Annotated in this window: 12 protein-coding genes and 1 pseudogene; all 13 read right to left on the reverse strand. The window is 51.1% G+C overall.

Annotated elements, in window-relative coordinates:
- Positions 1 to 32: 32 nt before the first annotated feature.
- The 13 genes and pseudogenes from C3V43_RS10385 to C3V43_RS10445 all read right to left on the reverse strand — a co-directional run bounded on the left by C3V43_RS10385 (position 33) and on the right by C3V43_RS10445 (position 22074).
- The gene (locus tag C3V43_RS10385; protein ID WP_106069747.1) at positions 33 to 1967 is read right to left on the reverse strand and encodes a RagB/SusD family nutrient uptake outer membrane protein; all 1935 of its coding nucleotides are present in this window, start codon (positions 1965 to 1967) and stop codon (positions 33 to 35) included.
- A gap of 21 nt (positions 1968 to 1988) precedes the next feature.
- A complete protein-coding gene (locus C3V43_RS10390; RefSeq protein WP_106069748.1) occupies positions 1989 to 5408 on the reverse strand; it encodes a TonB-dependent receptor in 3420 nt (1139 codons plus the stop codon).
- Between the two features lie 433 nt (positions 5409 to 5841).
- Positions 5842 to 7878, reverse strand: a complete 2037-nt coding sequence (gene lacZ4, locus C3V43_RS10395) for a beta-glucuronidase LacZ4 (RefSeq protein WP_106069749.1) — start codon at positions 7876 to 7878, stop codon at positions 5842 to 5844.
- On the reverse strand, positions 7875 to 8858 hold the full coding sequence (locus tag C3V43_RS10400) for a FecR family protein (protein ID WP_106069750.1): 984 nt from the start codon (positions 8856 to 8858) through the stop codon (positions 7875 to 7877). The genes lacZ4 and C3V43_RS10400 overlap by 4 nt, the downstream gene beginning before the upstream one ends.
- A gap of 57 nt (positions 8859 to 8915) precedes the next feature.
- On the reverse strand, positions 8916 to 9482 hold the full coding sequence (locus C3V43_RS10405) for an RNA polymerase sigma factor (protein WP_106041464.1): 567 nt from the start codon (positions 9480 to 9482) through the stop codon (positions 8916 to 8918).
- Positions 9483 to 9631: 149 nt separating this feature from the next.
- Positions 9632 to 11563: an MGH1-like glycoside hydrolase domain-containing protein gene (locus C3V43_RS10410; RefSeq protein WP_106069751.1), complete on the reverse strand. Its 1932-nt coding sequence runs from the start codon at positions 11561 to 11563 to the stop codon at positions 9632 to 9634.
- 81 nt (positions 11564 to 11644) lie between these two features.
- Complete coding sequence (lacZ, locus tag C3V43_RS10415) at positions 11645 to 14764, reverse strand: beta-galactosidase, LacZ type (protein WP_106069752.1); 3120 nt, start codon at positions 14762 to 14764, stop codon at positions 11645 to 11647.
- Positions 14765 to 14928: 164 nt separating this feature from the next.
- Complete coding sequence (locus C3V43_RS10420; protein ID WP_106069753.1) at positions 14929 to 15531, reverse strand: LysO family transporter; 603 nt, start codon at positions 15529 to 15531, stop codon at positions 14929 to 14931.
- Positions 15528 to 15806, reverse strand: a complete 279-nt coding sequence (locus C3V43_RS10425; RefSeq protein WP_106069754.1) for a LysO family transporter — start codon at positions 15804 to 15806, stop codon at positions 15528 to 15530. The genes C3V43_RS10420 and C3V43_RS10425 overlap by 4 nt, the downstream gene beginning before the upstream one ends.
- Before the next feature lie 140 nt (positions 15807 to 15946).
- Positions 15947 to 17461, reverse strand: coding sequence for a RagB/SusD family nutrient uptake outer membrane protein (locus tag C3V43_RS10430; RefSeq protein WP_106070559.1), 1515 nt, complete (start codon positions 17459 to 17461; stop codon positions 15947 to 15949).
- 21 nt (positions 17462 to 17482) lie between these two features.
- The gene (locus C3V43_RS10435) at positions 17483 to 20653 is read right to left on the reverse strand and encodes a SusC/RagA family TonB-linked outer membrane protein (RefSeq protein WP_106069755.1); all 3171 of its coding nucleotides are present in this window, start codon (positions 20651 to 20653) and stop codon (positions 17483 to 17485) included.
- A 251-nt stretch (positions 20654 to 20904) separates the two neighbouring features.
- Positions 20905 to 21171: pseudogene (locus C3V43_RS10440) on the reverse strand (cupin domain-containing protein); the annotation flags it as partial.
- A gap of 303 nt (positions 21172 to 21474) precedes the next feature.
- Positions 21475 to 22074, reverse strand: coding sequence for a flavodoxin (locus tag C3V43_RS10445; RefSeq protein ID WP_106069757.1), 600 nt, complete (start codon positions 22072 to 22074; stop codon positions 21475 to 21477).
- Positions 22075 to 22110: the final 36 nt, after the last annotated feature.

Genomic DNA, 22110 nt, shown 5'->3' on the forward strand with positions numbered 1-22110 from the left:
TGCCAAAGTTCGTAAACCATTCATTCTTCGTCTCATTTGTCGTATCCGGGGTTGGGTGTCAGGTTAGGATTCAAAGCCTGTTCGCTCAGCGGCACAGGATAGAGGTAATAGTGCGGTTGCCATCCTTTCAGCCCTTGCATGGTGAAGATATACAGATGGCCTTCTTTCAGCGTGTTGGAGGTGTTGATTGTGCCGTCTTCATTATACCGTGCCACTTTCATGCTGCTTGGGTTTCCGTAATCGGCTTTCACTATATAGGCTCCCATCGGCATTTTTGAAAGTTGGCTTTCGGCTTTCTTCCAACGTCTGATGTCGTTGAAGGCAAAGCCCTCGCACGCAAGTTCCACGATTCTTTCGCGGCGTATCTCCCATAATAGGGGATTAACGTCCGGTTCGCGATACTTGTCCCAGCCGTCTGTAATGGCACTTACTTTCATCGGGGCTACTCCGCCGCGCGTACGAAGTTTGTTTATGGTGGCGTCTGCTATGCTTTGGGTAAATTCGCCCAACTCGCAGGCCGCTTCGGCATAGTTCAGCATCACTTCGCCCACCCTGAATATGGGTGCTGCCGAATCGTTGGATGAGTCGTTGCTGGGGCATATCACCCACGTGTTGTAGAACTTCCATGGAATATAGCCCATATAGGCTTTCTGCCAGTTCCACACTCCATTGCTCGATTGCCAAAGGTTGGGCATGCGCGTTGTGTAGTAGTTTTTGAAGTTGGAAGCGGGCAGTGTCTTGTTGCCTGCCCATCCGGAACCGGAGTTGGCGTTGATAAGTTGGATGAACTCATCGGCGTAGGCTTTCGGGCTTGTCGGCTCGTAGCGTTTGAAGGCGGTGATATTGCCGGAACGTGCATTGTCCGTCATGTATGGAGGAATGATGGTCAGGTAGAGCCGGCGGTCGCGGTTTCTGAAATTGGCGTACTCTTTCTTGGAACCGTCGGTTTCTTTGTAGCCCTCATATACGTCGCTGGTGCTTATCGGTTTCCCATCGGTGCAGAGGAATCGGTCTACAAAGTCTTTGGTGGCCTCCGTCCGTGCCTCGCCGGTGCGCAGGCTTCTCACTCTGGAGTGTCCTTCTCCCTTTACGTTGCGATACTCTTTATAAAGGAGTACTTCCTTTATTTTGCTCATGTTGTCGGTGTTGGAATTGAACAAGGCGTCGTATTGCGGGTGTACGTCGGGCACGGCGGCCAATACTTTTCGGGATGCTTCAATTGATGCTTTCAGAAACTTTTCGCCATCCGGCAGATTATGGTACTTTCTCCATGTTCCTTCAAAAAGGCCGAAGCGTGAAATCAGAGCATTGACAACGTTCCGGTTGACGGTGTTGTTTCCGTCGCCTCCTTGGCGGATGTGGCTTTCGGCATATTGTAGGTTATCCAAGATATGGTCGGCCACTTCCACTCTGGGTGTCCGGGGCATGGTCAGCTCCGTAGAATGGGTGTTCAGCACATGCTCCACCCAAGGCACGTCGCCGTAGCGTGAAAGCAATTCCATGTAGCGGTATGCGCGGAAGAAATAGCCCACCGACCTCCAATGCTCTTTATCGGCCTCGTCCATCCGTGAGGATTCGATGTTGTCGAGCATCAGGTTCACCTGACGTATGAACGCGAAATCCCAGTCGTGATGATACGTCACCTTATCGGGATTTTCCGTGTCTTCGTAATTTTCGGGATTGGCAGGCACGGTGATGTCGCCGGTTGCCCATTTAGACAGGCTTCCGGCGGCCGAATTGCTCTTCGTGATGAAGTAGCCGGCATTGATTTCATCGCTGAAGTTCGTGTCGGAGTATCCCTCGAATATCTCGTACAGGCTCCATGCGTAAGTCTTGAAACTGGCATTTGTGGTGAATGCGGTCACTTCGGTTTGTTGGTCTTTGGGATATACTTCGAGGAAACCGTCGTTGCATCCGCTGCACAAGGCTGTCATTGCCGATGCTATTATGTAATATATCTTTTTCATATCTGTAGCTTTATATGGTTGTTAGAATGTTACTTTTACTCCTGCCGACCATTTTCTCAGGTAAGGATAAGTCCATCCTCGTGCGTTTTCTCTGTTCAGCTCGGCTTCGGGGTCCAGTCCGTCGGGAAGGTGGTCGAATGTGGCAATGTTCTCTCCGCTTGCAAAGACAGAGGCTTGGGCTATCCTGACCGGTTTCAGCCACTTCTTGGGCAGCTTGTACGACACGGTGATGTTGCGTATGGACAGGTATGCGCCGTTTTGCAGGTATTTGGTTTGGGGCAATCGGTTGGCGCTCGTGTTTTTCTTGGCCTTGTCGTAGACGCGTGGGAAGTAAGCGTCGGGGGTTTCCTTTGTCCAATAGTCTCGTTGGCCGCTCATCAGGGTGGAATACTCGTCGAACCACGGCCAGAACAGTTCGTTCGAAATCCATAAGTCGCGCTTGCCTACACCTTGCAACAGGAAAGAGAACGACAGTTTTTTATAGGATATTCCCCCGTTTATACCATACTGGTAGCGTGGGCTGGAGTTGCCGATGATGCTGCGGTCGCCGGGGTTGGACAATGTGTTTTGTCCCTTGTCTATGATTCCGTTCTTGTCATGGTCTATATAGAGCACATCACCCGGATTAGGTCTTGAATAACCGTCTACATAAGGAATGCCGGGTTTCAGGCTGCCGTCGGAGTTGAAGTCGTCTTCCGTATAGTAACGGTCTGTCTCATATCCCCAGATTTCGTTGATATACTGCCCGTTGTAGTGCTGCGAAAGCAAGCCGGAAACATTGTCGAACTTGGTGATTTTGGTTTTACTGTCATACAGGGTTATCCCGATGGTATAGTCGATGTCTTTGCTGATGCTTCCGTTGTAGTTCACGGCAAGTTCCCAACCTTTGGTGCGCAGGTTCGCCGTGTTTTCCAATGGCGCGGTTGTGCCGAGCACCGACGGCTTTTTGCTGCCTTCGGCAAGCATGCCGTTCGTGTCGCGCACGTACCAGTCGAAAGTCATGTTCAGGCGGTTTTGCAGGAAAGAAGCGTCCAGTCCCAAGTCCAGTGTTTTCACTTTCTCCCATGTAAAGGAACTGCTTACCAAACCGGGTGTGTTCAACGTATAGACATATCCTCCGTTCAGATACCATGCCGCTTTGCGTATGCTCATGCCCGGCAACCATTTGTAGGGCAAAATGTTCTGATTGCCTATGGTTCCGTACGAGCATCTGAGTTTAAGATTGCTCAACACCTTTTCCATGCCTTGCATAAACGGCTCTTGGCTGATTCGCCAAGCGGCCGAGATAGATGGGAACAAACCGAAACGTGAGTTGGTGGGAAACTTGGAAGAACCGTCGTAGCGGCCGTTTACTTCGAGCAGGTACTTGTCGGCATAGCTGTAGTTCATCCGGAAGAATCCGCTGCGCAAAGTATATGATGAGAAATTGTCATCGGAATAGACTTCGCCCACGCCGCCCGATATGCTTGGCATGTCTTGGTTAATCATATTGGCTTTTCGGCTGAGGAGCTGTTCCCATTTGTATGACTCTTGAGAGAAACCGGCCATTGCCTTGAAGAAATGCCGCTCGCTCAATCCGAATGAGTAGGTGCTGTAAAGGTTGAAAGAAGAGTAGTTTGTCTTTTCTTCCGCCACGTTGTAGGCCGAAGTGGTTTCCGTGGCCGACTGTTCCAATACGTCGTCCTGACAACGGAGATAAGTATAAATGGGGTTGAACGATTTCTTGTTATAGAACTTCTTGTTGAGCGTATATTCGGTTACCACGTTCCAGTCTTTTAACGGAATTAAGGTGATTCTGCCGGTCAGGCGCAGGTTATCCAGCTGCACGTTGGTGGCGTATGCGTTTTTGATGAAATTGGCCGGGGTGTTGTAGTCGTAGGCCGTATTATCCACTTTTCCGCTGCCGATGGAGTAATAGCTTGGAAAAGCGATGGCTGCACCCCAAATGCCGAAGTTGGCATTGGTCTCCGGCAATTTTTTGGTAGAGTTGCTGTATTTGAAGTCGAGTTCGGGTTTTATCCATGGTTTGGCGTCGGAGCGAATGTAGCCGGTGACGTTGTAGCGTTCGTAGGAGTCCTTGGAGCTTATCAGGATGCCGTCTTCATTGACATAGCCCAGAGACATGCGGTATGACATGTTCTTATTGCCTCCGTCGGCCACCACGTCGTAGATTTGTTGGAATCCGGCAGACGACATCATGTCCTCAATCATGTCTGTTTCGGCCATGGAGTACTTGATGCCGGCGTCACCCTCGGCCTCTGTTCCCATGACATATCCGTTTGGATAGGATGATGGCGACTGATTATAATCCTTAATCAGGTTTATCCATTTGTCCAGATTTTGAGGGCCGCTGAAGTCTCCGGTGTTCTTATACATTTCCACTGTTTGCAGCGGAGAGGCTTTCTTGGGCAGGTTCATGGGGGTGGACATGGCCCAGTTTGCATTGAAGTTGAGGTGGAAAGAGTCGTCTCTGCTTCCTTTTTTCGTCGTAATCAAGATGACGCCGAAAGCAGCCCGGGCACCGTAGATGGCCGACGAGGCGGCGTCTTTTAATACCGTCACCGATTCGATGTCGTTGGGATTGAGCATGTCGATGTCCATTTCCACATTATCCACCAATACGAGAGGAGAGCCTCCCCCTTCGTTTATGGTTCCGATGGCACCGCGTATCGACCATTTATTGGAAGCCCCCGGTTCGCCGTTCCCATTGGAAATCTGCAATCCGGGAATGACGCCTCGCAAAGCGGTACCGGTAGAGGCTACGGGGCGGTTGCCCAAAACTTTGTCCATATTGACAGTGGTTGTGGCTCCGGTCAGGTTTTGTTTCTTTTGCGTGCCATATCCCACAACAACCACTTCATCCAACAGTTCGGTGTCTTCTTTCAAAACGATTTCCAATACCGATTTGTCCTTTACCGCTACTTTCTGAGACTGATATCCTATATAGGAGAATATCAGCAGACTGCCGGGTGAAACGTCTAATGAAAAGCGTCCGTCAATATCGGTTGTGGTGCCGTAGGTGCTGCCTTCGGCCAAGATGCTGGCACCGATAACAGGTTCTCCGCCGGAATCTCGAACAATACCGGTTATCTTCTTCGGCCGGTTTTGGTTTCCTGTTTGATTTACTTTGTCGGTAATCACAATCGAGGTGTGGGATACTATTTTGTAGGTTAGATTTCGCCCTCTCAAGGCTTGGTTCAGCACAGAAGATACCGAGGTGTTCTCCATCTGCAAGGAGATGTCTTTCCGGTTGTCTATTACAGTTTCCCGATAAGAGAAACGGTATGAGGTTTGCGCTTCGATGGAACTAAAGACTTCTTGCAGAGAAGCGTTTTTCAGATGGATGCTGACTTTCGGTTCTTCTTGGGCGAAAGCGTAAAAGCTTGTCCACAACATGAACAGTGTAAGTAGGCAGAACTGTTTTACTCTATTCTTCTTCATATTTATTATGTATTAACCTGAATTCGGTATAAAACAAGATGTTATATGCCTGTTAAATACTTGTATATATCTTGCCGTTTTCCTCGCATATATGAGGTGCTGAACGTCGCATATACGAGACCACACACGTCGCATATACGAGACTACACACGTCGCATATACGAGACCACACACGTCGCATATACGAGACTTGGCACCACTGATTGACCCCTCCGGGAATGCCTCCGGGAGCGTTTTTTGTATAGGCGGAGTCTCTTTTTACATCGAACTCAGGTATGTATTAGTACAGTTAATGAGATTACGGTTTGTTTTAATGGTAGTACAAAACGGATTTCAAAAAGTACCGGGGAAGCAATGTGTTATAAAACATATTGCATCCCCGGTCTGTTTTTTTCATAACATGATGTACTTCTGTCTCATGACGATTTGTGCATCACTCCAGCGTCCAGACACATTCGTCTTCCTCTATTTTTCCGTTAATATAGGTTTGTGCCTTTAGTCGGTTTACTCCGGGCATAAGCGAGATGTTGAATGTAGCGGTATTCCATTCGTCGGTCTTTACTGTCTGCGGCTTTTCGTCATTCACATAGAGTGTGACTTCCTTTCCGTTGGCGAATATCCATACCTCTGTTTCTTTTTTTGTACGCCGGTTGTTTCTCTTGCCGCAGATGTGGAGCATCGGTTCGGGATTCCAGTTGGCTTTGTAGAAGAAGAAAGCGTCTTTTCGGGTTCGGCGGTCATACGTCACCAGTCCCTTGTCGTTGATGCCCGGACGGTCTCCTTCCATGCGGTGCGCCGCCCCGAAGTCGAACATGTTCCACACGAAACTTCCCCAGACGTAGGGACGTTTGGAAATAATCCGCCAATTCTGTATATGATAGTACGTCTGCCAATTTTCCGGATGCCACCAACTTTTGGGCGTGCTTTGCCGGAGGCTGTCCTGCTGATGGTATAGACTGGCGCCGGCGCCGTATTCGCTGATGGCTATTTTGAGTTGCGGATTCTCCCGATGTGTTTTATCCAACCATTCGGTCAATGAGGCGGGAGTTGCTCCATACCATCCGTCGTAGCGGTTCCATGCTATTACATCGGTAATAAAATTCATATCGCCTTCCTGATTGCTGGCCGCTGTGGTGGGACGTGTCGGGTCTTCCCGGTGTGCCAATTCGTGCAGCTCTTTGATGTATTCGACCGGATTATCTCCTTCTTCTTTCAGTTCGTTGAACAATCCCCAGAAGCATATACTGGGGTGATTGTAGTGCTGGCGAATCAGTTCCTTGAGCTGTTCCTTGCCGTTGTGGCGGAAAGCCGGTATGTCTACAAATCCTTTGTCGGCATATCCGCCGGGACCTACAAAGGGAATTTCCGCCCAAGCGATGATGCCATGGCGGTCTAACAAGCTGTATAGGTAGGTGGAATGCGGATAATGCGCCAGACGAACGGCGTTCACTCCCATTTCGCGCATCAGGCTGACATCCTCTTCGTGATGGTAAGGGTGGAGGGCATTTCCCCTTTCGGCTCTGTCCTGATGCTTGCAAACACCGTGCAGGTTCAGATGTTTTCCATTCAGGAAAAAGCCTTTGTCGGCATCGACGCTGTAATATCTCAGTCCCAGAGGTTGTGTCACGCAGTCTGTCTGTTGTTTCTTTTCCCATACGGAGGCAGTGACTTGATACATGAAAGGGTCTTGCGTGCCGTTCCAAAGGTGCGGATTGTCTATTTTGAAAGTGAAAGATACCGGTTGATTATGCTGTTGGGCCTGCACGGTCACTTTCCTTTCGTATTCATCAATAATCTTTCCGTTTTCTTTTATCTGTAATCTTATGGCTCGTTCCTGTGGGGTGGTATATACGTTGGACAACATTACGGTGGCTTGTACCTTGGCTTGTTTTTCGTTTACGTCCTGCTGTGTCAGGTAAAGTCCCGGCGAGGCATAATCCAAAGGAGAAATACATACGTTGTCCGTTATTATGAACTCTACGTCTCGGTAAATGCCTCCATAGAAGTTGAAGTCACCTACCAGAGGCATTACGTCGAGTTGCTCTGCGTTGTTCACTCTTACCAACAAGGAGTTCTCCTCTCCGTAGCGGACGTGGTTTGTCAGTTCGAAGATAAACGCTCCGTAACCTCCTCTGTGTTCGCCCCGATGTTTGCCGTTGACGAAGAGGTTGGCTATGCTGTTGGCTCCTTCAAACCGGATGAACAGGCGTTTCTGTTTCCATGCTTCGGGGATGAATATCTTTTTGGTGTAGTTGCCTATGCCGCGTTTATAGTCTATCTTTCCTGACAGTGCGTCTTGCGCATTCCAAGTATGCGGAAGATCCACTCTTTGTTCCGTATTCCGATGCACTTGGTGTGAGAAGCGGAACTGCCAGTCGGGATTGAGCGAATAGGTTTGTCGCTGGCCGAGTGCGGGTTCTGTAAACGCAAATAAGATAATGGCTGTGAGACTTGAAATGAATGCTTTCATGGTTGGTGTTTTTTATTTGTCAATAGTATTTTCTTTGGGGTATATTGAATAATGAGGTGATAGGTGGTAGCGACAATATCTAAGGCTTCGTGCAGGTTGGAGGCTGTGATGGTTCCTGTAAACAAATCTTCCGAGCGTGCCGGTTCGGCAATCTCGATGGTCACGGCATAGTTCTTTTCCAATACTTTTACCACATGCTCCAGTCTGGAGTTGCGGAATACGAATTGACGTTTCTTCCAGTCCGGAGTTTCTTTCCGAGGCTCCGTCTCAAGGCTAAAATTGCCGGTCTGATAGTTCAAGGTGACTTTGTTGCCCGGCTTCATAGCCAATGACTGCCGGGAAAGAACAGAGGTCAGGCGGACATTGCCTTCATCGAGAGTGACCACGGCATGTTGTTCGTCCTTACGGGCTTTGAGGTTGAACTTGGTTCCCACTACTTCCACTTCCAAATGGCAGGTGTGGATGCTGAACGGCATGTGCGAATTTTTCTTTACTTCAAAATAGCCTTCTCCTTCGAAGCGGATATGTCGTTGCCCGGAGCTGAAAGCGACCGCCGGATAATGGATGGACGACTCTTCGTTGAGTGAAACGTTTGTCCCGTCGGGCAAGGTCACATGCGCCTTTTCATTACCGCCGGTGCTTACGATTATCTCTTTCGAGTTCAGCCGGCTGTTCTGTCTGTATAATGTAATGGTGGATATGAGCAATACGGGAATTAATATGGCGGCTACTTTCATGGCAATGCCCAAACGGCGCAAAGGTTTCGTTTCCCGTTCCGTTCTGTGGTCGATGGCCTTTTTCATCCGTGCTATTTCAGTCTCGCTTACGGCAGTCTCGTTTTCCGTATCTTCGTTCATCCAGATGTCGAGCAAGCGGGCTTCCGTCTTTTGCCTCTCTTCCGAATTTACTTGCTGGCGAAGAAGCTCAAGCTCTTTTCGGCTCAGTCGGTCTTGCCTGTATTTCTTTTCTAAGTTTTCCATTCTTTTCTTTTTTGGATAGTACAATATAATAGATGTAAAGTACCGTTCGGCACGGATTTAATTAACGAATAATAACGGGAGTGCCAAGCTGATGAATTCGGTGATGAGTTCTCGCAGTTTTTTCAGTCCGATGGATAGTTGGTTCTTTACGGTTTGTTCGCTTAAACCGGTTTGAGTGGCTATTTCCTTGTTGGAAAGGTTTTGGAAGCGAGATAGCCGGATGACTTTTTGTTGGGAGGGCGACAGTTTCCCGATGGCTTTTTCTACGTTGTCCAAAAACTCTTGATATTCGATATGGAGATGCGTGTCTTCGTCCTTTAAGGCATCTTGAAAACAGACATAGTCTTCGTATGCTGGTGAGTTGATACGCCTTTTATAAGCATTTATCAGGTCGTTTTTGGCTATGGCGAACAGCAGGGGGCGGATTGAAGGGCAGTCTTGCAGCTTATTCCTATTTTCCCACAACTTGACGAATGTCTCTTGTACGATGTCGCAGGATTCCTCGGCCGACTTTGTGAATTGCAGGCAATAAGCGTATAAACGCTTGGCGTACATTCGGTATAGGGTATTGAATGCCGAATAAGAGCCGTTTCTAAGTCGGGTGATTAATAGAGCTTCCTCCATAGTATTAAATTGATTATGCGCCTAAACGGCCTAAAGATAATGGAACATATCGAGAAAGAAAGCCTGTCGACTGTTAAAAGAGATTTTGCTCCTTTGTAGTGGGCAGGCTTTATCTGATTGCAAGGTTTCGCGTTTCTTGTGGCTATGGTCTACTCCTTGCCGTACTCCTCGTACAGCATCAGCAGATGCGATGAGCTCCAACTGAAGTGGGGAGCTTTCAGGCATTCGCCGTTGTGGGTTCCGTAGTTCTCGTGTATGGGGGCACCTTCTTTCAGTCCGCTCAGACGGTCGAAGACTTGCAGGGTATATTCATCGGCCAGTTTGCTGTAACCGTAGTTGCGCAGTCCGCGAATGGCGAAGTAGGTTTGGTCGAGCCAGATAGGGCCGCGCCAGTAGCCACGCGGGTCGTATTTGGGGTTATCGGCGGCAATGGTGGGGAAGGGGATATACGTCGAGAACTTGGCCGTATCGCGCAACATCGGCAACATGCTGTCTACTTGGGCTTGCGTGGCGATTTGCGTCCACAACGGGGTGTAAGCCTCGCAACCCGGCTCTTCGATGAATGAACCGTCTTTCAGCCGGCGGTCGCAGAAGAAGTTGATGCGCTTGTCAAAGAAGTAATCGCCCACTCGGTCGCCATAGTCCGGACCGGAGAAGGAGGTATTCAGCAGTCCGGCGAACTTTTTCAGCAGCCGGCATTCCAATGCCAGGTAGGCATTGAGGTCTACATTCTCCTGATCTATGCTCCAAGCATCGTCGGCTCCTTCGTTCTTCAGCATGGTGGCGTTGTCAAAGCGGATGGCGTTGTCCATGCCGCTTTCCCATGCGGCGGCTTCCAATGTGCCGTCGGTGGAGCCGTATTCGCACATGCCGTTGCGGTTATGGTCGCGTTTCTGGTACCACCAGTTATAGTAGGATAAGAGTTGCGGGTACATTTCGGCAACGAAAGCCGTGTCGCCTGTTTGTTCAAAGATTTCGTCCACAGCCCAGCACACCAAAGGCGGTTTGCTGTCGCGTGCGTTGTTCTCTGCTGGGTTGGTATAGATGCAGTCGATAATCATGCCGTCGGGCTGCTGATAGTCGAACATGGCGCGGATGTTGTTCTTGGCCAGTTCGGGGGCGAACTTGGCGGTTCCGGCACTGAAACGCCAACTGTCCCATGCCCAGAAACCGACAAAGTAGTCTACGGCATGGCTGGGTACGATGCCTTCGTGCAAGAGTCCGCCATGATGCGTGCGCCAATTGGAGATAAGGGTGGTGACGGCTTTCACGGCAATGCGGTCGTATTCGGGCTTCATGTCCGTGCGCAGCACTTTGCTGAGGTAACCTTCCCAACGCTCGGCATTGGCTTGCAAGGCGTTTTCGGGATTGTTGAGCAATGCCGGGAGATTCTGTAATCCCACGGTCATCTCCTTTTCAGAAGCAAAGAAAGAGATGGCCACGTTGACGGTGCGTTTGGAAGCGGAGACAAGGGCCGTATAGTTATGCTCCGTTTCGGTCAGCATAACATCCGGCGTGAAGGTTATGGTCACGCTTTCTCCACTCGGATGGCGGGCGATGACGGAGCTTTGCTCTACGGTCACGCTTACGTCGTCGGCCCATCGGCTACCTGTCAGAAGCAGTTTCTCCGCTTTGTCGGTTTCGATGCGCAGCAGGGCGGTAGAGGCGTCGGCGAAGTTGAGGCGTTGCGTGATGCTTCCCTTGGCGGAACGAGCCGACATGTACAACTCGCCGGGATAATAGCAGGTGGAGTCGGACACAAAGAGTCCCTGCGGCTCTTTGGCGAAGCCAACGGTTACGGCCGACTGTGCCATCCATTGACGTCGAAACATGTCCAGACTGAACGGGCCGCAGAAGCCGTTTATCCATTGCTCCTTTTCGGGCAGGGTGAAGCCCATCCACGAGCCGGCATCGGTGAACCAGCCGTGGCAACGATGCAGGGTGTCGGGGGTATAGGCTATGTCGAGTATGTTGTTGAAGGCGTACCTTCTCTGCTGTGTGCTTTGAGCCTCGGAGGTGCAGGAGGCAAGTCCTGCCGCAAGCAGGAGAAAGCAAAGGAGGAATGTAAATTTGTATCTCATATATTTAAAGGGGTTAATGGTTTTATAACGATATGTTTGTGTACTTTTTCTTTTGCGTCAAGGAAAAAGAAAGTACATCTTTTATTCCACCGCTTTAAGCGGTTGCAGCCTGAAGCCATACCTCCACTCTTTCGGGGTGATGGTATATTCGGGATGCACTTGCGCTCCCCATGTGTTATCGCCTCCCACGCCCATCTGCCGGTGGTCGATGTTGAGCCATACCATCTCTTTCTTTTGGATGCTTCCGCCGTGTCGGCGTTCCATTTGCGAAGGACGATATTCGATGTCCTCCATCGGGAAGTTCCATGCACTGATGCTGAGCGGTTCTTCTCCGGTTATTAGCAGACCTTCTCCGGCTGCATTGCGCAGGGCCACCCAACGCACATCGCAGTGATTGGCTGTTTCTTGGGCACGCACATACGGATGGAATTGCTCCCATACGGTGGTGTTGTAAAGGCCTATCAAAGCACCGGTCTTGCGGTCGGCATAGCTTTCGTGCGGGCCGCGTCCCAGCCATGACATCCTTTCGTATTCGGCAGGCAGCACCATGCGCATGCCCAAGCGGGGCATCTCGCTCAGCGGCTTCTTGCCGGGAATGAAGTGCATCGTCACTTGAATGGAGCCGTCGGGACGGATTTTATAACCGGTTTGCAAGGTGGCGTCTTGCGCTTCCATGCGATAGGTGGCAGTGACGGTGGCAAGATGCCCGGCTTCTGTCAAGTTAATATCTTGCAGCTTTGCATCACGTCCGGCGTGTTTCCATGTTCCGCAGCGTGTCAGGTGTCCGTTGGGGATGTCGTTATCGGTCAGCGGGCGCCAGAAGTTGGGTTGCAGGCCTTCTTTAATCAGGTTCTTTCTGTTGTAGACAAGTGCGGTCATCTCGCCGGTCAGGGTGGAGAAGTCCACTTGAAAGTCGTTGCCGCTCACGGTCAGTGTTTGCTCGTTACGGCGTGTGGTCAGTGTCCCGGTTATGGGGCGAACCGGGTTGGCTGCCGGGATAGTGGGTAAAGCCCATTGTTCGATGGCCGCTTCGTGTCCTTTCGGGATAAGTGGCACCGGCTGCTTGGTGAATGCGCGCAGGGTGAGGAAATACTCTTTGCCGTCGGCAGGGAGAGGCTTCAGGGGTAGTTCCATGTCGGCAGTGCAACCGGGTGCGATGGCCGGGAAATCGGCCTCTCCGCTTTGAACGGCCTGTCCGTTACACTCCACAGACCAGCACAGGAGGTATCCTTCCAGCCCGATGAAGTCGTGGTGGTTGGTTACTTTTATCCGGTTGGCGGTGAAAGCAAGCGGCTCGAAGTGGATGTATTGCAATACCTTCTTTACTTCGTAGATATGCGGATGCAGGGTGCGGTCGGCTGCCACCAGACCGTTGGCGCAGAAGTTGGAATCGTTGACGATGCCCACGAAGCCCATGTCGCCTCCAAAGGCCCAGATGTCTCGTCCGGCTTTATCCTTGATGGCAAAAGTCTGGTCCACCCAATCCCAGATGAAGCCGCCTTGTAGTTGGTCGTACTTGTAAATCAAGTCCCAGTAGTCCTGAAGGTTGCCCACACTGTTGCCCATGGCATGGGCATACTCGCAAAGGATGAGGGGGCGGGCATCCCGTTGGTTCACGTGCCGACGGAGCGCCCAGATGCGTGCATACATCGGACAGAAGATGTCGCTTTTGCCGTCGTAGCCGCCGCCTTCGTACTGGACGGGACGTGTCGGGTCGGCCTTCTTGGCATAGTCGTAGAGCGTCTCGAAGTGCTTGCCGTAGCCCGATTCGTTGCCCATAGACCAAGTGACGACGGCCGAACAGTTGCGGTCGCGGGCCATCATGCGGCTCATGCGTTGCATGAACGGCAGCTCCCAGTCGGGATAATTGGCAAGCGTTCCGTCCTTATGGTCCATCATGCCGTGGCTTTCGATGTTAGCCTCGTCTACCATGTAGAGGCCGAACTCGGTGCATAGCTCATACCAAGCGTAGTTGTTGGGGTAGTGGCAGTTTCGCACGCTGTTCAGGTTGAACTGTTTCATCAGCCGGATGTCTTGTATCATGGAAGTCGTACTGATGGTGCGCCCCTTGTGCGCGTCGTGCTCGTGGCGGTTCACGCCTTTGAACAAGACGGCTTTCCCGTTGATTAGCTGCATGCCGTTCTTCATCTCTACCGTGCGGAAGCCGAAGAGGTGGGTGAAAGATTCCAAAGATTTGCCTTGTGCATCGTAGGTGTTCACTACCAGCGTGTAGGTGTGGGGCGTTTCGGCGTTCCATGCGCGCACGCGGGGAAATTGCTGTTGCAGGGCAAAGAGCGTGTCGGCGGCAGAAGCGGTGGTTTTCTTTTGCCTGTAGATTACGCCGTTTGCGTCCAGCACCTTTACCTCTACGGTTTGTCCCGTTTTCGGCCTGTGCAGAAGTACATCCAGTTTCAGCTCTCCGTCTTTGTAGTTGTTGACGAGTTCGGAAGTCATCCGGAAATCCTTCACGCGGCTTTCGGGACGGGCATAGAGATATACGCTGCGTTCGATGCCGCTGTATTTCCAGTAGTCCTGCCCTTCGAGGTAGGAGCCGTCGCTGTATCTGAACACCTTCACGGCCAGCCGGTTGTTGCCTTTCTTCAGCAGGCGGGTGATGTTGAAGTGCGATGGTAGGCGGCTGTCTTCCGCATATCCGGCAAGTTTGCCGTTCACCCATACGTAATAGGCCGACTCCACACCCTCGAAATCGAGGAAGACGTCCATGCCTTCCCAACCTGCCGGAACTCTGAACTCGCGGACGTAAGCGCCTACCGGATTGTAGTCGGCGGGCACGTACGGCGGATTGGCGGGGAACGGATAGCGTGTGTCCGTATAGATGGGGGCGTCGAAGCCTTGCAATTCCCAGCTGCCGGGAACTTCTATTTTACTCCACTTCCGTGTGTCGTATCCCGGCTTGTGGAAGTCGTTGGGGCAAAGCCCGTTGTTCTTTGAGAAGAGAAACTTCCAAGTGCCGTCCAGCGATATGCGCCGTTCTGCCGCAGAATTCACGTCGAAACGCACTTCGGGCGGCAACGAGCGTTGTTTCATGGCGCCGGCTTCGCTGGCAAAGGGGATGAAGTGGGCGTGCATCGGCTCTCTGTTCAGCTCGTTGACTTGGGGGTTCTGCCACGGCTCGTTATCGGCCGGGGCACTGCTGCAAAGCAGCGAGGCGAGGAGAAAGGTATAAAGTCTGGTTTTCATTATGAATAAGATTTGATATATAAATAAGGTATGGCTGACGCGCTGTTTTCCTTGATTTGTCAGACACTTGTGTTTATCATGTCAGACACTTGTGTTTGATGCGTCAGGGACAAGTGTTTGACAAGACGGCTGCCGAAGCCTGTCCACAACCGTGTCCGAAGCCCTTATAAGGAGCAGAACAGGGTGACCAGAAACGGGACACTGAAGTCTACCACAAAGCCGTGGAAGATGGAAACCACCACAAACTGTTGTCCGGCCGTCCGCGTGATGATGGGCAGCGTGGTGTCCATCGTCGTGGCGCCTCCGGCCGAGATGGGGGCGAGGTTTCCGAACCACCGTACCAGCAGAGGCGCTGCCAGCAGTGTCAGTATCTCGCGGCTGATATTGGCCAGCAGGGCGATGGTTCCCAGTTCGGCTCCCTTGTATTCGGTGATGAAGATGCTGGAGAGCGAATAGTAACCGAAGCCCGCCCCTATGGCCAGACAGTCTGTTACGGAACGGTGAGTCAGGATGAGGCTGACCGCCGCCGAACCTGCCAACGTGCCCAGTATCGTCATCACGGGCAGAAATATCAGCCGGGGGTTGAGCGAGCGGAAATTCTTCAGTGTCTGCGGGTCGTTGCCCACGCTTATCCCCACGCTGAACATCAGTGCGCAGAGGGCGTAGTAGCCGATGTCGGTTTCGGCAATGTCGAAAGGTATCAGGCCGGAAACTCCGCACAGCGCACCCAGCACAAAAAAGCCGACGATGACGAGACTTCCTTTCATACTTCGCCTCCTTTCTGTCTGTACAGGCTCTTCCACAAGGCCCATGCGGCGGTGACGCTTCCCAGCGTTCCACCCAGCGTCAGTATCACGGCCTCCATGCCGATGGTGTGCAGGCCTTTGATAATTTGTTCGTTGCTTCCCACCTCTATGCCGAGAATGAAAAGCAGCAGCCAGATGAGCAGGGTAATGATTTGGGAGATTTTCCGTAGATTCCGTTTCCGTAAGAGATAGCCCAGCAGCATTCCGGTGAGCATCAGTCCGATGATTGCAAACATATCTATGTCGTTTTTTTTGTAGGCAAAGATAGCACAACCCCACTAAGTCTCGGCAAAGAAAAAGTTTTCAAGGCCAACAAGGCGGCACAGTCGGAACAGATGCCGCCTTGTACTGAGGTTGTGTCAGAGAGAATTAATTTCTACTTATTTATCAGGTCGTTGGCATTGATTTCGGTCAGAGGCACGGGATAGAAAGCATGCTTCGTTTCGTCGAATCCGGCGCGTCCGGCGCTTGCCAGTGCCGATGCCAGCTTGCCCCAACGGCGCAGGTCGTACCAGCGCCAGTTTTCCAGCGGAAACTCAATCATGCGCTCGTGCTCTATCTGCGCGCGCACTTCGGCTTGCGAAGTACCTTTCATGGCAGGCATGTCGCCGTGCACGCTTCTGATTTCGTTAATCAACGGAATGGCTTGTTCGGGATGCCCTTGCTCGTTCAGCACCTCGGCTTTCATCAGCAATACATTGGCGTAGCGCATCAAAGGGATGTTGATGGCACAGTAGTTGTTGTTCAGCCCTTCATAGTCGGCAGGCATGAATTTGCGGAATGCCGGGCGGTTGTTGCCCTCGAACCAGTCGTCGTAGTTGCGTCCGTAAACGCGTCCCGTGCCGTCGTTGTAGTAGTCGCATCGGAAGAAGATGGTTTCGTAGAAGCGCGAGTCGTAACGTCCCGTGGTGGCTGTCTCGCCCTCTTTCATGAATTCTTCTATCAAGACATTGCTCGGAAGGATTTCGTCCCATCCCATCAGTTCCGACACGCCTATCCAGCGGTGAAGCTGGGTGCGGTAATTGGCTCCGTTGGCGCTGCTCATAGAAGTTTGCAACTCGAAGACGGACTCCTTGCTGTTCTTGTTGGTGGCGTCGAACATGCTCGAGAATTTCTTGACAAGCTCGTAGCCGGTCACCTTGTTCAAGGCATCGAGAGCCAAAGTCAAGTACTCCGACTTCTTTTCCGGTTCTTCGTAGGCACGTGTCAGGTAAGACAATCCCAGATAGGCATAGGCTGCTCCGCAGGTGGCGCGTCCCAAGTTATCGTTGTCGTAGGAGGCGGGCAGAGCCGTGGCCTCTTTCAGGTCTTCGATGATGAAATCCCATGCGTCGGTGCGTGAAGAGAGTGCCTTGTTCAGTTCGGCCTGACTGGTGATATACTTATCGCGGATGATGATTTCCTTCCAGTTCAGCAGCAGTTTCAGGTGGTAGTAGGCACGCAGGAAGCGTCCCTCGTTTACAATCTGGGTGCGCATGGCGGGGGCAATGGAGCCTTCTTTCATGGCCGTCACCTTCTCTATTACCTGATTGGCGAAGCTGGCTCCCTTGTAGTTGTTCCACCAGTAGTTGCTGAATTGCGAGTTACCGTTGGTATAGGTGAAGCTATACAGTTCCAGCCAGTTGGGATAGTTGCGTGCGTCGTTGCCCATGTTGATGATGTCCTCGCGATAAGCCTCTACGGGCCACTTCACCTCGGCAAACTCCCAAGTGTCGATGTAATATTCCAACTGCGAATAGGCAGCCGAGATGCCGGCTTGCGCGTCGCTCTCGTTGCGCCAGAAACTGCCCGAAGTAAGTTGGTCGGGCGACTCCAAGGTTAAATAATCGTCGCACGAGCCTGTCAGGAGCGATGCGAAACAAAGGCCGGCTATGTATATTGCTTTTTTCATTTTCATATCGTATTAAATTGGTTAGAATGTTAGTTGTGCACCCAGTGTGAACGAACGGGTAAACGGATAAATCAGCTTGTCGATACCGGTGTTCAGCACACTTGCACGCGAGAATTCGGGGTCGATGCCGTCGTAGCCGGTAATGGTGAAGAGGTTCTCGCCGCTTACGTAGAAGCGCAGTTTCTCGATGAATACTTTCTGCATCATGGCTTTCGGCAAGGTATAGCCCAGTTGCAACTGGCGCAGACGGATGAAGTCGCCCTTCTCGATGAAACGGTCGGATTCCTTCAGGTTGCCGTTGGGGTCGTTGAAGATGGCGCGGGGCACGTTGGTATCTGTGTGCTGAGGCGTCCACGCATCGAGCGACGAAGCAAGGAAGTTGGAACCGGAGTTCATGCCTTCGTAGAAATACTTGTTTCCGTTGTAGAGCTTATGTCCCCATGCGCTGCCCAAAACAAAGGAAAGGTCGAAGCCTTTGTAGCCGGCAGAGAAGTTGAGGTTGACCTCCAGTGTGGGGATGCCCGAACCGCAATACACCTTGTCGTCATCGTCGATGGAACCGTCGCCGTTCGTATCGGCAAAACGGATATCGCCGGCATCGGCAAAGGGCTGATACTCTTGTCCGTCAGCATTTTTGTATTGGCGGGCTTCGGCGTTGCTTTGAAACAGGCCTTCGGTCTTGTAGAGATAGAATGCACCGATGGGTTTGCCCACGCGCGTCTGGGTGGGGAAGTGTTCGCTTCCGTATTTCAGACCCTCGCCATAGAGCACTTGGCTCTTGTCTGCCAGTTCCACCACCTTGTTGTTTGTGGTGCTGAGGTTCATGCCTACGTTGTAGTCGAATCCGCCTTTCGAGTCGGCCCAGTTCAGCTCAACCTCGATGCCGGAGTTGCGTATTTTGCCTACGTTCAGAATAGGGTTGTTCAGACCGGCAGAGGGTGGGAGTGCTTTGGTTATCAGCAGCTCTTCGGTCTGGTTGTAATAGTAGTTCAAGGCTCCGGTCAGCTTGTTGTCGAAGAAGCCGAAGTCAAGTCCGATGTTCTTCGTGTCGGTGGTTTCCCACTTCAGCGAACGGTTTTCCAGTCCACGGGCGATGCTTCCCGTCCATGCGTTGTCTCCGTTGCCTTTCACATATCCCTGATACTTGGTGTTGTAGGTCGAAATCAAGGCAAGGAAATCGTAAAATCCCAGAGCATTCTCGTTGCCCAGCCGTCCCCAACTGGCACGGAGCTTCAGGTTGTTCAGCGCAATGTCTTTCGGGAAGAACGCCTCTTCGCTGATTCTCCAGCCCACGGCCACCGACGGGAAGAATCCCCAACGGTTGTCCGCACCGAACTTGGAAGAGCCGTCGCTGCGCACGGTAGCCTGAACGAGGTAGCGGTTATTGTAGTTGTAGTTCACACGTCCGAAGAAAGACACCCGTCTGTAATCCCATTTGCTTCCGCTTCCGTTGAATGTGCCGCCCGCACCTGCTCCTACGGTAGAGAAGCTTGAATCGAGGAAGCCGCCGGGTTGTTCGCCTATCACTAATTGCCCGTCTTCCACCTTATAAGTGGTGGTTTTGCCTTCCACGCCTACCGAGTGCCAAGTATATCTGCGAGCCATGGTCGACGTACCTGCCACTGCGTTGACAGTGTGCTTGCCAAATTCCTTGTTGAAACTCAACAGGTTTTCCCATACGTGCTCTTCCCAATAGGCGGAAGTCTCGCTGTGGTACGGGTAGTCGCGTTTGGATTTTACGTCGGCTATATAGGTCGGGGTGTGGTAAGTTTGGCGCTGATGTTCTCCCCGGTAAGCATAGCTTGTCTTGAAGCTGAGCCATTTCGTGAAGTTAGCGGTCAAGGCTATGTTGGCGGTGGTGTGATAGCGTTTGTCGGTCGACTTTTCGTAATGCTGGTCGGCCATCACATTTCGGTTGTTCGGCAGATTGTCGAAGTTGGTCAGACCGAAGCCGTATTGCTCGTTTTCGTTATAGATAGGTACTAACGGAGAAATCATGTACATCTCTTTCAGTTGGTACTCCGGCTGTTTGCTGTCGGTGAACTTGAAAGCCATGTTGGCGTCTATGTCGAAGATGTACTTGCTTGTGTGCAGTTTCAGGCGGGCGTTGTCTTGACGGTAGTCATTACCCAAGAAGATTCCTTTGTCGTCCGCATGGTTGTACGACACCGAATACTGTGTGTTTTCGCCGCCGCCTCTGATGCTGACCATATAGTTCTGCGACAGGCCCGTGCGCAACATGGCGTTTTGCCAGTCGGTGTCGATGCCCGTATTCTTGGTCATGTAAGGTTCGAGTTCCAACAGTTGTTTTTTCCATGCGCCGTTGCTCTTCGGGTCGTACTGCGATTTATGGTTCTCTACATGCGAGTTCCAGTTTTCATACATTTGCGTATGCACTTTCTTGTATTGGTCGGCATTCAGCAAGTCGAGTTTCTTTGCCACATCCGTCATGCTGACGTATGCGCTGAAGTCTATTTTGGTTTCGCCTTTCTTTCCGTTTTTGGTGGTCACGATGATGACACCGTTGGCTGCTACCGAACCATAGATGGCTGCCGCCGCACCGTCTTTCAGCACCTCCATCGCCTGAATGTCCTGCGGGTTCACCGAGTTGATGTCGCCGGGAAAACCATCGATGATGTAAAGAGGTTCGTTATCACCAAAGGTTTTCACACCGCGGATTTTCACCTGCACGCCTGCGCCGGCATTACCTCCGGACTTCATGATGTTTACGCCCGCAATCTTTCCTTGCAGTGCTTCGGCCGGATTGGTGGTAGTGCGCTTCGACAGCTCTTCCACATCGACGGAGGAGATGGCTCCCGTCATATCGCTCTTCTTCATCGTGCCGTAGCCTATCACGACCACTTCGTCCAGCATTTCGGTATCTTCTTTCAATACTACTTTCAGGGTATTGCGGCCGTTCAGTGGAATTTCTTGAGCAGCATAGCCCACATAAGAGATGATGATGGTTGCGTTGGGCGAAACGTTCAGGGCGAAGTTTCCGTCAATGTCGGTAATCACTCCGTTCGTCGTTCCTTTTTCCAATACGCTGGCGCCGATGATGCTTTCACCGGTTGCATCGGTCACGTTACCCGTCAGCCGGATAGCTTGTGCCAGTGCGCTTATGGGTAACATAAAAGCAAAGAAGAAAAGCAGCAGAGCCGCTCTTTCTTTAAAGTAGTTACTTTTACTCATGTGAATAAGTTTTTAAGGTTAATATTCTTGTTTTTCACGATGCTAAGTTATTAAGCATAAGCGTGAAAAAACAAATAAAAGTATCTACAAGAGAACTACAAATGCTGCTTATTCTTTGTTTTATAATCTACAATTATTAACGTAAACAATTGATTCATAGAGAATAATTGTTTGTTTATGTATCTACAATTCATAAAGAGTGAGGTTCGGACTACACATAACGCTTTATGTGCCCTGCCGTCTCTTTCTTTTTACTGATTGCACTTCTTATATTCTTCATCCGTCACCGGTTCGCACCATTCGGTACTTGCCCCCTCGGCAGGAACGGCAATGGCAATGTGTTGAAACCAACTGTCGGAGGCAGCTCCATGCCAATGTTTTACTTCGGCAGGAATGTTCACTACGTCGCCGGGTTTGAGCGCACGTGCCGGCTCGCCCCACTCCTGATACCAGCCGCGGCCACCTACGCAGATGAGGATTTGTCCGCCTTTGTGGTGTATGTGCCAGTTGTTGCGACAATGCCTCCTTGATTTGGTTGACGGTCAGCCCGCTGTCCAATCCATTGCGAATGGCCTGTGCCAGTCTGTCAACATCTCCTTTGGCTTCCAAACAAGCTATTGCCACCATGTCTTGCCATTTTAGATCTAATGTTTCCATCTCATTCATTGATTGATAGTTTGTTGTTTTCTTCTGTGCGGCAGCGGTTATGCAGATAACCGCTACCGCACAGATTGTCAGTATGATACCTGTTTTCGGCATAGGCGGTTGCTTTTGCTGCGGTGTGAACGATTTGTGAAAAAAAGGTGTTGCAGTATCTCCTTTCAATATCCCAATCCTTTGAGCCATTGCAGTACTTTGCTCTTGCCCGTCCTCACTTCGTGCCCGTAGATGGCGAATGCGCCGGTAACCGTGGTTTTCGGATACTGCTTTTTCACGTCTCCGACCGTACTTCCGAGTCCGCTACCCTCATGGGTGGTAAACGGTATGAGCGTCTTTCCGTTGAGGTCGTATTTATTGAAAAAGCTGAACATTACCTGCGGATAGGTGCCCCACCATATCGGACCGCCGATGAAAACTACATCGTATTCGTCCACGTTGCTTATCGAGCCTTTGAATGCGGGTAGCTCTCCGCTCTTTTTCTCTGCCTGTGCCACTTTTATCAGTTCCGAGTAGGGCATATCGTAACTCTTTTCGGCCACAATCTCAAACACGTCTGCTCCTGTCTGCTCCTTTATATAATCAGCCACAATTTTCGTATTGCCCTCTTTGATGTTTCCTACTGCATAGTTCTCGCCTGCGTGGGAGAAGAATACTATCAATGCTTTTCCTTTTCTCATTTCGTTGCTTTGTTTTTTGCTGCCACTGCACGCCACGGATATCAGCAGTGCAACCATAGCGGTTATAATTCTCGATACATTCATAAAATCGTTTTTTTATTATGGAGTGTTATCTATGAT

Source organism: Prevotella heparinolytica, from assembly GCF_002998535.1.
GTDB lineage: Bacteria > Bacteroidota > Bacteroidia > Bacteroidales > Bacteroidaceae > Bacteroides > Bacteroides heparinolyticus.